This window comes from Acinetobacter faecalis (genome assembly GCF_034187745.1).
Classification (GTDB): domain Bacteria; phylum Pseudomonadota; class Gammaproteobacteria; order Pseudomonadales; family Moraxellaceae; genus Acinetobacter; species Acinetobacter faecalis.
The window spans coordinates 114,121-126,388 of sequence record NZ_JAXHPF010000006.1; the positions used below are offsets into that span (position 1 = coordinate 114,121).

The 12,268-nt window shown below is 36.1% G+C and carries 12 protein-coding genes; 7 read left to right on the forward strand and 5 right to left on the reverse strand.

What is annotated here, in order from left to right; translation table 11 throughout:
• Positions 1-68 precede the first annotated feature (68 nt).
• The 6 genes from pstC to SKM54_RS08295 all read left to right on the forward strand — a co-directional run bounded on the left by pstC (position 69) and on the right by SKM54_RS08295 (position 5,733).
• Positions 69-1,448 (forward strand): phosphate ABC transporter permease subunit PstC, encoded by a 1,380-nt coding sequence (pstC, locus tag SKM54_RS08270; protein WP_154773562.1) that lies wholly within the window; start codon positions 69-71, stop codon positions 1,446-1,448.
• Entirely contained in the window at positions 1,448-2,836 is a 1,389-nt protein-coding gene (gene pstA / locus SKM54_RS08275) for a phosphate ABC transporter permease PstA (RefSeq protein ID WP_248103934.1), read from the forward strand. Before pstC ends, pstA begins: the two co-directional genes overlap by 1 nt.
• 14 nt (positions 2,837-2,850) lie before the next feature.
• Positions 2,851-3,771 (forward strand): phosphate ABC transporter ATP-binding protein PstB, encoded by a 921-nt coding sequence (gene pstB, locus SKM54_RS08280; protein ID WP_154773564.1) that lies wholly within the window; start codon positions 2,851-2,853, stop codon positions 3,769-3,771.
• A 154-nt stretch (positions 3,772-3,925) separates the two neighbouring features.
• Positions 3,926-4,888 carry a protease SohB gene (sohB, locus tag SKM54_RS08285; RefSeq protein WP_248103936.1) on the forward strand — a complete coding sequence of 321 codons (963 nt, stop codon included), beginning with the start codon at positions 3,926-3,928 and terminating at the stop codon, positions 4,886-4,888.
• A gap of 161 nt (positions 4,889-5,049) precedes the next feature.
• Entirely contained in the window at positions 5,050-5,454 is a 405-nt protein-coding gene (locus SKM54_RS08290) for a hypothetical protein (RefSeq protein WP_228273471.1), read from the forward strand.
• A gap of 27 nt (positions 5,455-5,481) precedes the next feature.
• Positions 5,482-5,733, forward strand: coding sequence for a hypothetical protein (locus tag SKM54_RS08295; RefSeq protein ID WP_248101874.1), 252 nt, complete (start codon positions 5,482-5,484; stop codon positions 5,731-5,733).
• 203 nt (positions 5,734-5,936) lie between these two features.
• On the opposite strand, the gene purB is transcribed toward SKM54_RS08295, so the two are convergent.
• Genes purB through SKM54_RS08315 form a run of 4 tightly spaced genes read right to left on the reverse strand, consistent with a single transcriptional unit; the run spans position 5,937 to position 9,750 of the window.
• Entirely contained in the window at positions 5,937-7,325 is a 1,389-nt protein-coding gene (purB, locus tag SKM54_RS08300) for an adenylosuccinate lyase (protein WP_321087039.1), read from the reverse strand.
• Between the two features lie 56 nt (positions 7,326-7,381).
• Positions 7,382-8,113 carry a high frequency lysogenization protein HflD gene (gene hflD / locus SKM54_RS08305; RefSeq protein ID WP_154773569.1) on the reverse strand — a complete coding sequence of 244 codons (732 nt, stop codon included), beginning with the start codon at positions 8,111-8,113 and terminating at the stop codon, positions 7,382-7,384.
• Between the two features lie 13 nt (positions 8,114-8,126).
• Complete coding sequence (gene mnmA, locus SKM54_RS08310) at positions 8,127-9,260, reverse strand: tRNA 2-thiouridine(34) synthase MnmA (RefSeq protein ID WP_321095109.1); 1,134 nt, start codon at positions 9,258-9,260, stop codon at positions 8,127-8,129.
• Positions 9,261-9,264: 4 nt separating this feature from the next.
• The gene (locus SKM54_RS08315; protein WP_321089638.1) at positions 9,265-9,750 is read right to left on the reverse strand and encodes an NUDIX hydrolase; all 486 of its coding nucleotides are present in this window, start codon (positions 9,748-9,750) and stop codon (positions 9,265-9,267) included.
• 256 nt (positions 9,751-10,006) lie between these two features.
• Here SKM54_RS08315 and SKM54_RS08320 point away from each other — a divergent pair, with 256 nt between their 5' ends.
• Positions 10,007-11,305: a flavin monoamine oxidase family protein gene (locus SKM54_RS08320; protein WP_321095110.1), complete on the forward strand. Its 1,299-nt coding sequence runs from the start codon at positions 10,007-10,009 to the stop codon at positions 11,303-11,305.
• A gap of 174 nt (positions 11,306-11,479) precedes the next feature.
• Here the strand turns inward: SKM54_RS08320 and SKM54_RS08325 are convergent, their stop codons facing one another.
• Positions 11,480-12,244 (reverse strand): hypothetical protein, encoded by a 765-nt coding sequence (locus tag SKM54_RS08325; RefSeq protein ID WP_321095112.1) that lies wholly within the window; start codon positions 12,242-12,244, stop codon positions 11,480-11,482.
• Between the last annotated feature and the right edge of the window lie 24 nt (positions 12,245-12,268).

Sequence of the window (12,268 nt, forward strand, 5' to 3'; positions counted from 1 at the left end):
TTCACTAATCATCAGCTTTTTTACGTTGTCACAATATTCAAAAATAGTTGGAAATTGGTGGAAAATACATGAATCTGCTACTTATTGGTGTGCTATTAGTACTTATTGCTATGGCTTATCAAATTGGGTTAACCAAAAGCCGCACACTAGCAGGTAAGGGAAATAACTCTGCGAAATTACATTCGCGCCCAGGCTACTATGGTGCATTGGTCGCTTTGTGGTGTGGTATTCCTGCATTCTTGATTTTATTGGTTTGGAATATTGTTGAACCAAGCATTTTAACGCATGTTGTACTCAATAATGTGCCTGCAACTGTTGCAGCAAGTCTAGATCCTGCAACGACAGGTGTTTTGGTAGATCGTGTGCAATCAATTGCTTCAGGTTTTGGGGTGAGTGATATTCCTGCAGCTTATGAAGTAGCAGCGGCAGAACAATTAGCAAAATTTCAAAGCATTGCGACTTTTGCCAAAATGGCACTTGTTGTGTGTGCTGCATTAATTGGTTTGGTTTTAGCGAAAAAGAGAATTTCTGAACAATTCCGGGCTCGAAACCAAGTCGAAAAAATCATGAATATTTCTTTGGCATTATGCTCTGGCGTTGCAATTTTAACGACCATCGGCATTGTTATGTCAATGTTTAGTGAAGCTTTAAGATTTTTCAATTTTGTAAATCCATTCGACTTTTTCTTTGGTACAGAATGGAATCCTGGTTTTAGTACATCAGGAAATGCAGAAGGCAGTTATGGTTTACTTCCATTGCTATGGGGTACCCTCATGGTTAGTGGTATTGCACTATTGGTTGCTGTACCTGTTGGTTTAATGATTGCAATTTATTTAGCTGAATATGCATCTTCAGGATTCCGTTCTTGGGCAAAGCCTGCAATTGAAGTTTTAGCGGGTATTCCAACAATTGTTTACGGTGTTTTTGCCTTAATGATTATTGGACCTTTTGCAAAACAAGCGGGTGCATATATTGGACTAGATATTAATGCAACAAGTGCTTTAACCGCAGGTTTTGTGATGGGGATTATGATTATTCCTTTTGTATCATCACTTTCAGACGACATTATTACCCAAGTTCCAAGATCACTTCGTGATGGTTCATTGGGCTTAGGTGCAACAAAATCTGAAACGATTCGTCAGGTGGTTTTACCAGCTGCATTACCTGGAATTATTGGTGCATTCTTACTTGCTGCATCTCGTGCGATTGGTGAAACCATGATTGTGGTTTTAGCAGCAGGAAATAGCCCATTACTTCATATTAATCCGCTAGAAGCTGTTTCTACAGTTACGATTACTATTGTGAATCAATTAACGGGAGATACAGATTTTGCAAGCCCACAAGCATTGGTAGCCTTTGCTTTAGGTTTAACATTATTTGTCATTACCTTGGGTTTAAACATTGTTGCACTTTACATCGTGCGTAAATATCGCGAGCAATACGACTAATGAGTAATACGAATACAAATACATTAAGTTCAGCAGATGCTAAAACTGCTGCTGAACTCAGAGAAGAGCGTAAAAATACGATTGCGGGTTCTTTATCTAAGCGTCACCGTAAAGAAAAGACATTTCGTGTTTTAGGTTTTTCCGCTGTAGTTACAGGTTTGTTTTTTGTCGTACTTTTATTCGGCAGTATTCTTGCGAAAGGCTTACCATCTTTTTGGCAAAGCAGCTTAACAGTTCCTGTATATTTCGATCCTGCAGTGATTAATGTTGGAGCGAAACCTAAGCCACACAGCAATGAAGAGCCTGCAAAATATCAAGAACGTTTGATTGAATGGCAAACTCAACTGGGTATGGCTGATTGGGATCTGTTGTTGGTAAATGGTATTATTTCAGAAGATCCTAAATTAGAATCTAAGCGTGATGACATTTCTTCACTGTATACAAGTTCTGAGTCATATCGTTTAAGAGATATGGTACTTGAAAATCCAAGCATTATTGGTCAAAAGCAAGAAGTTAAAATACTTGCAGATGCAAATATTGATGTTTGGTTGGCAGGTAATATTGACCGTTCTTTACCAGATGAACAGCAGCAGCTTAGCCCAGAAGTACGTCAATTAGCAGATGATTTAAAAGCACAAGGTATTATTGAAAATACATTTAACATGAATATTTTCTTTAGTCCTGACTCGCGTAGTTCACCTGCAACTTCAGGTTTGGCGGGTGCATTTATGGGTTCATTATTCATGATGTTTATCGTGATTCTGATCTCAATTCCAATTGGTGTTGCATCTGCAATTTATTTGGAAGAGTTCGCACCTAAAAACTGGATTACAGATGTAATTGAAGTAAATATTAATAACTTGGCTGCGGTTCCATCAATTGTATTTGGTTTGCTTGGTGCTGCCATCTTTATTGGATGGATGCATATGCCATTATCTGCACCTGTAGTGGGTGGTTTGGTATTGAGTTTAATGACTTTACCAACAGTAATCATTACCACACGTGCATCATTAAAAGCAGTACCACCATCTATTCGCCAAGCGGCATTAGGTTTAGGTGCATCAAATTTACAAACCGTATTCCATCATGTATTGCCTTTGGCTTTACCAGGTATTTTAACTGGTGCAATTATTGGTGTAGCGCAAGCATTAGGTGAAACAGCACCACTATTGTTAATTGGTATGAGTGCTTTCGTAGCAAGTGTACCAGTATCACCATTAGATCAATCTACAGCATTACCTGTGCAAATTTTCTTATGGCAAGGTAATGAACTTCGTAACTTCTTCGAAGGACGAACGGCAGCAGCAATTATCGTACTTTTAGCATTAATGATTAGCTTAAACAGCCTTGCTATTTGGTTACGTAAAAAATTTGAAGTTCGTTGGTAATTCAGGGCATGATTATGAATACAGTAACAGCTACAAAAACAAATTCCTTAGAACAGGATAAATCAGTGAACTCAGAACATACGCAATTTACATCTCCAAATGTAGATCAAAAACCTACAACTTCTTTTGTATCTCAGTTTGATACGCAAGCTTCGGCAAAAAAAGAGCCAAAGTCTTCTAATGTTAAATTGAGTACTTCAGACGTACATGTTTATTATGGTGAGTCTGAGGCGATTAAAGGAATTGACCTTAATATTTACGAAAATGAAGTGATTGCATTTATTGGGCCATCTGGTTGTGGTAAATCTACATTTCTACGTACTTTAAACCGTATGAATGACACGATTGATTCTTGTCGTGTAACAGGTAAGGTTTTACTAGATAATCAAGATATCTACGATCCTAACCTAGATGTGGTGTTGCTTCGTGCACAAGTTGGTATGGTATTCCAAAAGCCAAACCCATTTCCAAAGTCTATTTTTGATAACGTTGCTTATGGACCAAAATTACATGGCTTAGCACGTGATAAATACGATTTAGAAGAAATTGTAGAAAATAGCTTACGTAAAGCAGGCTTGTGGGATGAAGTGAAAGACCGTTTAAGTCAGCCGGGTACAGGTTTGTCTGGTGGTCAGCAGCAGCGTTTATGTATTGCACGTACAATTGCAGTTTCACCTGAAGTAATTCTAATGGATGAACCGTGTTCTGCGTTGGATCCAATTGCAACTGCAAAAGTTGAAGAATTAATTTCTGAACTTTCTACACAATATACAATTGCGATTGTAACGCACTCAATGCAACAAGCAGCGCGTGTTTCTGACCGTACAGCTTACTTCCACTTAGGTGATTTAATTGAAGTGAATGCGACTGAAAAAGTATTTACTCAGCCAGATCATCAATTAACTGAAGCCTATATTACAGGTCGTTTTGGTTAATATTGTGTTATTCGTAAAGTAAAAAATTAAAAGAGCCAAATTGGCTCTTTTTTTTTAATTATTCAATGAGAATTATTTTCAAATAGGCATTGATTTTTTGTTACAAAGCCCACATCTTATAAATCATAAATATGTATTAGATGAGCTTAATTATATGTTATTTCACGCAACTAAACTTCCTGCTGAAATTCGTGTGCATCATTTAAATGCTCGAGTAAATGAACAACGAAAAAAAATAGCTCAAACAACAGCATCTAAATTTGAACTTTTACAATTGACTCAACAGCTTGTAAAAGAATCGCGCGTACGTAAGAAAACCAATGAAAAAATTTATGTACTCGACTTTAAAGGTGATACAGCAGCATCTGCGGTAGAACAATTACGTGAAGAAATTACATTGGTTTTAGCAACTGCAAAAGCAGGGCGTGATCGTGTGGTTTTACGCTTAGAAAGCCCCGGTGGTATGGTTCATGGTTATGGACTTGCTGCTGCGCAATTGGTTCGTTTACGTGATGCTGGTTTTAAGCTTACTATTTGTGTAGATAAAGTCGCTGCAAGTGGCGGTTATATGATGGCATGTATTGCATCTGAAATTGTATCTGCGCCATTTGCTGTGGTGGGTTCAATTGGTGTAGTTGCACAAGTGCCTAACTTTAACCGTTTGCTGAAAGACAATAAAATTGATTTTGAGCTTTATACGGCAGGTCAATTTAAGCGTACAGTGACCATGTTTGGTGAAAATACCGAAGAGGGTAAAGCCAAGTTTGAAGAAGAGTTACAGCAAACACATAACTTATTTAAGCATTTTGTTGAAAAGTACCGTCCGCAATTAAATGTTGAAAAAGTTGCAACAGGCGAGCATTGGTATGGTCAAGATGCTTTAGATTTGAACTTAGTAGATGCTTTAAAAACGTCAGATGAATACATTTTAGGATTGTTACCTAAACACGATATTTATTTGGTAGAAACACGTAAAAAGCCAACATTTGGTGAAAAACTTGGTTTGCAAGCAGCACAAGTTGCAGACTCACTTGTACCTACAGTCTTAAATAAAGTGATGGAAACTTTAACTAAAGCAAATTCAAGTTTAGTACAAATGCGTGATCCTAAGCTTTAAGACTAGTTTAGTTTAAATATTTGAAAAGCTCACTTCGGTGGGCTTTTTTTTATGGGTAAAATTATATAGTTATGCTATAAAGATATTGATTTTATTCAATATAAATAATAATGCCTACGTTTTTGCTATTTTTAGGTTTTCTAGTAATTGTGCTGTGTCCAATGCTAAGTGTGTTATATGCTGAATCTAAGGAGATTACCCAAGATCAAAAGAAAATCATATTTCTTTTGGCTTTTATTCCAGGATGTTTAATTTTTGTTTTGGCGGCTGTGCTAAAAGAAGATCATCCACCTGTCATATCTAAAGCATGCGGCACCGTTAGTTTTTATAAAACTTATGCAGTTAGACATGATTATTTTGAACGGATTGCAATCCAATTTGATGGATCAAAATATAACAGGCATCTTAAATTTAATGATGATTTGATGCGGAAACAAAAAGGTGAGCGGGTCTGTTTTGAATTTTATGATCGATTGAAAAATAAAGATGTAAGCGAATCTAAAGTAATTCGATGGATTGACCTCGCTGAAATGCAAACTATTACGAGTTCTAATCAGATAAAATAAAGCATATTTCATTGTTAGAGCAGAAAGATGGCTGTCACAGAAGCATTTGTAGCAACGCAAAATTGCTATTTTAATTATGAGTTTGAAGAACTTTATTTAGATGATGATTTCCCAGAAGAACTCTCAATTTCTTTACGTGGCATGATGTTCCGTCATGAAATTCAATATCCTAACGCTACTTATTATATTTACTATAGCGATGTTCTCACGGGTTGTGAGTTGCAACGAATGAAAGATGATTGGGCGAAGTATTGTCCTGAAGATAAAGGTTTATTCTAAAAACTCCTTCTCCCTTTGGGAGAAGGTTGGGATGAGGGGATACCTCTCCCTAACCCTCTCCTAAAAGGAGAGGGAATTAAAACGTTGCGGAAATAAAAAAGCGAAGCCTAAGCTTCGCTTTTTTATTGTAAGTTTTTCAAATTTACACCCTCTTTGTATTTCTCCCAAAGGGAGACAAAAGATGTAGTGAAAAACTTAACTAATTAGATTTTAGAAATCAAGTCAGCAACTTGTTTTGCTTGTTCTGCTGCATTACCTGTGTAAGTCGCAGGCGTCATTTCAGCTAAACGCGCACGATCTTCAGCAGGAACAGCTGAAAGTTCGTTACCATTTACGAAATCAACCATCATGTCACGTGTCATTGCTTGACCACGAGTAAGGGCTTTTAATTTTTCGTATGGTTTTTCAACTGCATAACGACGCATAACTGTTTGAATAGGCTCTGCAAGAACTTCTTGAGCATTGTCTAAATCTTCAAGAATACGGTCAGCATTCAATTCAAGTTTGCTAATACCTTTAGAGCAAGCTTCAAAAGCAATTAAGCTTTGCGCGAAACCAACACCCATGTTACGAAGAACAGTAGAGTCAGTTAAGTCACGCTGCCAGCGAGATACAGGAAGTTTTTCACCTAAGTGACCAAGCACTGCATTTGCAATACCTAAGTTACCTTCAGAGTTTTCGAAATCAATTGGGTTTACTTTATGTGGCATAGTTGAAGAACCAACTTCGCCTTCTTTCAAACGTTGTTTGAAGAAACCAAGTGAGATGTAACCCCAAACGTCACGGTTAAAGTCGATTAAGATTGTGTTGAAACGACGTAATGCATCAAAAAGTTCCGCCATGTAGTCATGTGGTTCAATTTGAGTTGTGTACGGGTTGAATGCTAAACCTAAAGACTCAACAAATGCTTGAGAATGAGCAGGCCAGTTAATTTCTGGGTAAGCAGAGTAATGTGCGTTGTAGTTACCTACAGCACCGTTAATTTTACCCAATAATTCAACTTGTTTGAATTGTTTGATTTGACGTGCAAGGCGGTAAGCCACGTTTGCCATTTCTTTACCCAAAGTTGTTGGGCTTGCAGTTTGACCGTGTGTACGAGACAACATTGGTTGTTCTGCATGAGTTACAGAAAGAGCAACAATTGAATCGATGATTTGCTGCATAGCTGTAACTAAAACGTCACGACCATTTTTAAGCATTAATGCATGAGACAAGTTGTTAATGTCTTCAGAAGTACATGCAAAGTGAATGAACTCACCTGCATCTTTCAATTCTGCGATATTTGCAATTTGTTCTTTAAGGAAGTATTCAACCGCTTTAACGTCGTGGTTTGTTGTACGTTCAATTTCTTTAATACGGTTTGCATTGTCTTCTGAGAAGTTCGCAACAATTGCATCAAGAGCAGCATTTGTTTCTGCGCTAAAAGCAGGAACTTCAGTAATTTCAGGACGGTTTGCAAGTGCTTGTAACCAGCGTACTTCAACAGTCACACGAGCATGGATTAAACCAAACTCAGAGAGGAAAGGGCGCAAAGCATCACATTTGCTAGCGTAGCGTCCATCTAATGGAGAAAGTGCGGTTAAAGCGTTCATAGCGATTCCTTAAACTTTGGAACTAAACGAAAAAACAAAAACTCGATGTGCATCAGTTAAACCACCTGAAACTGTAATCGAGCCAGATCTTGAATATCTTTAAGTAACTTACGTTTGGTGAAGATCATGCTCCATGAACTTCCACCAGACTGGCGCCATAAATGCGCCATTTGTAAGCCTGTAAATAGCGATGCGCGAATACGATTGGTATGCGAACTGTCTTTAAAAGCTTCTGCATTGCCTTTCACCATAATACGTGGATTAATTTGTCCTGCTGTATCTACATAGGTTTGGGCTAAATTGGCAAGAATGCTTGGGTGTAAATAGTTATTGTCGAAAAAAGAAAGTTGCTGCAAGATTTTTTGTTGTGATTTTTCAATAATTTCTACAAATTTAGGATTGCTATAAACCTTCTTTTCTAAATGAAGAAGTGCCATTGCATAAGACATTGGTAGTTTCGTTTGTGAAAATTTTGGAAGTCTAGATTTTGGAGAAGGATTAAAAGGTTGGGTAATACTACTTTCTAAGGTTTTTAATCCTAAAGAAATATCTGCAAGTTGATTAAAATAATCTAAAGTTTGCGAACAAGGCTTGGCTTGTGGTCGAATATTTAAACTGGCTTTAATTAACTGTTCTAGATAAAAGTTACCGTTTTCGCCTGTGCTCTGTCGTCCAGATAGTGCTGTCATGTGCGTAAGCTGTGCCGATTGAAAAACAGCAGCCAACGCCAAAGCTCTATTTTGACGTACATTCAGAGTTTGAAGCGGCTGAAACGGTAACTCTGTCATGCCAAATATTCCTTTAAATAAAATCAGGTTTCGGGGCATTAGTATGATGAATCACACCGCCACCTAAACAAACTTCATCTGCGTAGAACACTACACTTTGTCCTGGGGTTACAGCACGTTGAGGTTCATCAAATTCGACACGAACACCATTTGGCATTGTCGGATCTTTGAATAAAACACAGTCTTGGTCGGGTTGGCGATAACGCGTTTTCGCAGTACAACGGAATCCTGTTTCAGGAATATCCTGTTCACCTGCAACCCAGTCAATTTCCTCGCTCCAAAGAGTAGAACTTTGCATAAGCGGATGTTCATGACCTTGACCAATCACAAGGCGGTTATTTTCGATGTCTTTGTATAAAACAAACCATGCACCTTCAGCAGCACCTTTTAAGCCACCTAAGCCAATACCGCCACGCTGACCGAGCGTATAGTACATTAAGCCGTGATGTTCACCAACCTCTTTACCATCATCAAGTACAATTTTTCCTGCTTGAGCGGGTAAGTATTGTTTTAAGAAGTCATTAAAGCGACGTTCTCCAATAAAACAAATACCTGTAGAGTCTTTTTTCTTCGCTGTAGCTAAACCAAGTTCTTCTGCAATACGACGAACTTCAGGTTTTTCAATTTCACCAACAGGGAATAAAGTCTTGTTAATTTCACGACCATGAACAGCATGTAAGAAATAAGTTTGATCTTTATTTTGGTCAAAACCACGAAGTAGAGGAGCGTATTCTTCGCCACGTGAATTTTTTAAAGTTTCACCACGACGGCAATAATGACCTGTTGCAATAAAGTCTGCGCCAAGGTTAATAGCATGATCTAAAAATGCGCGAAATTTAATTTCTTTATTACATAAAATATCTGGGTTTGGTGTACGACCTGCCGCATATTCTGCTAAAAAATGCTCGAATACACGATCCCAATATTCCATAGCAAAGTTTGCGGTATGCAATTTAATACCAATTTTATCGCAAACGGCTTGTGCATCGGCTAAATCTTCCATTGCCGTACAGTATTCCGTGCCGTCATCTTCCTCCCAGTTTTTCATGAAAAGACCTTCAACTTGGTAACCTTGTTGAAGAAGTAGTGCAGCAGAAACAGAAGAATCTACACCACCAGACATACCGACGATGACACGTTGTTGCATAGGATTAGGCATCCATATTTGTAAATAGGGGAGAATTTTGATGCTCGTAAATGAGCGATAAAGGATATTTTTGACCTTTTAAAGCATCTTCAACAGCTTTAGTCACTAAAGGACTACGCGCACGTGCAGATTCTTTTAGCTCATCTAATGACATCCAAACAGCACCGACAATACCTGTATCTAATTCAGCATTTTCATGATGATGAAGATCTTTGGCTAGAAAGCAAAAACGGTAATAGGTACGGTCTGGGAACATAGGTGGCGTATAGCTATAAATACCAAGCAATGATTCAATTTCTACATCATGCCCAGTTTCTTCTAGGGTTTCTCGAATAGCGGCTTGAATAAGCGTTTCGTTGCATTCAACATGACCCGCAGGCTGGTTAAATACAGTGTGTGTTACACCTTCTGTATGTTCTTCAACAAACAGAAATTTTCCGTTTTTTTCTATAACGGTAGCAACAGTCACGTGAGCTGTCCAAGCGTTCATTAAAAAACACCAAAGCAAAGGATGATCTATTGTATAAAATTTTGGAGTTTGTGGCTATGAAGATTGGCAACATTCATTAAAATTCGAAGAACATCATAATAATTGTAGATAAAAGGCTTTTTAAGTGCGGTCATTTAAAAACTTAAATGAAATGATGGGGATGATTTGGATATCAATAAATGAATTAACTGAAAAGCAACATGAAAATTTAAATGAAGAATTATATTTAAAAGCTATTTTATATGTTTGATTCGAAATGTTGAATAATTTAAATATAAATAACCGTTACGATGTTGTGATTATTGGCGCAGGAATTTCTGGGCTTGCATGTGCACGTAAACTAAAAGAATTGGGAAAATATGTTCTTGTTTTAGAAGCAAAAGAAAGAATTGGCGGACGTTTACATTCCGTAAAGTATGAAGATGAAACTTTCGATTTAGGTGCATCTTGGATTCACGGCATTGAAAATAATCCAATTTGGGAAATTGCTCAGAATAATGAAATTGAAACTGCCATATTTAATTATATAGGTTCAGATTTTTTTCATGAAAATGGTCAAGTATTTACAGCACAAGAAAAACAAGAATTTGTGGAATATATACAATGCATTGAAAAGCTATTTTTAGAATCTAAGCAAGATTCTGCGCAAAATGCGTTGAACGACATATTCAATAATTTAACCATAAATAGCCTAAGCTTTTCACATAATCAATTAAAGAAATTGCTGTATTCGTATTTTGAACGATTTGCCAATGATCCTTTTGCGACAGAACTAAATCAACTTTCTACGCAATTTCAAAAATATGAAGGTTATTTCAATGGTGATGAAGTTATATTCCCACAAGGTTACTCGCAAATTTTAAGCACATTCTGCAAAGACATTGCTATAGAAAAGAATATACAAGTTAATCAAATAGTTTTAGAAAATAATGCTGTAAAAATCATTGATGCAAATGATAGAGAATATTTAGCTTCTAAAATTGTAGTGAGTGTATCTTTAGGTGTTTTGAAAAAAAATTTAATTCAGTTTGTTCCTGAACTTCCACAGCAACATCAAAATGCTATTTCTAAAATGGGATTTGGTTCATTTAATAAAGTATTTTTTGAATTGGAAGATTCATTAAATTTACAAGCCAATTCAAATTCGAATAGTTTTTATTATTGTGTCAATGGTGCTTGGTTTAATGTTTTAGATTTATCCAAAATTTATAATAAACCGATTTATTTAATGTTATTTGGTGGTACTCAATCTGAATTTATAGATAGGGCGACAGATGTTGAAGTGTGGGATTTTATTTATAAAAACTTGAATATAAGCCTGACAAATTTACCAAATAAACCGAAACGAATATTCATTACGCGTTGGGGTGCGGATGAGTTTAGTTATGGTTCATTTAGTTTTCCTGCTCTTGGGCATAGTGAAAGTTTGGTTGCTACTTTAAATGAGCCTGTGGAAGATCGTATTTTCTTTACAGGCGAGCATTGTAGTTTGGAATATGCAGGTACGGTGCATGGCGCATATTTAAATGGTTTAGAAACAGCAGAGAAAATTTAAACTGTTTTAAAACCCATTCGTTTTTTAATATTCAGCATATTTTCCGTTGAAGTGAGTTGTTCTAAGGTCATAAATGCGACATCTAACGCTGTTTCAGGCGAAGAGGATGTAATGATATTGTCATCTTGAACAATTCTTTCATCGCTTAGTATTGCACCTAAATCTTGGAGTTCCTTAACTATTATTTTTAGATTCGAAATAAATGTCTCTTGTTTTTTGCCAATAATTAATAAAATCTTCAATACTAAAAAGTTCTTTATGAGGAATATTTAGGGTTTTTTTACGAGGATTTAATACACCTAAATCAGATAATTTATAATTATCATTTATTGAGAATATAATCTCGAAATAATAACCTTCAAAAATAGTATAAAAAGATAACTCATTGGTGCTTTTAGTTTGAACTATATTACAAATAAAATCTTTAAGATTGATATTTTTGAGAGTATTGGTGGTGTTGATTAATTTAAAAATTTTTACATAAATAAAGTTTTTATTGGGGATTTGGTTTTGAATAATACAAATTCTTAAATGATTCTCGATTTCATTTGAGAAATTAATATTTTGAAAAACTTTATGTTTTGAATGAATGGCTCTCCAAAAAATTGAAATGACGTACATAATTAAGCGAGATTGATTAATATTTTGAATTTGTAAGTAGTTTTGTTTGTTTTTATGCTTAACACCATTTTGTTTGTTTTTTAGGCTCCAAAGTGCGTAGTTTTCATAGCGACTATTAAGTAAATTTTCACACTGAGTACAGAGTAAATAAGAGGTCCAATGCTCATTTGTCTTCTCTATTTTTCTATCTTTTACATATGTTGTATAACCAAAATTACCCTCCGTGTTTTTAAATAAATTATTGAAAACAGATTTACCAATTATATGAGATCTTTGTAGTTCTGATGTGTTAAGACATAATTTGCAAGTTCCTAGCATTATTAAAAATCCGAAAAAGAATGT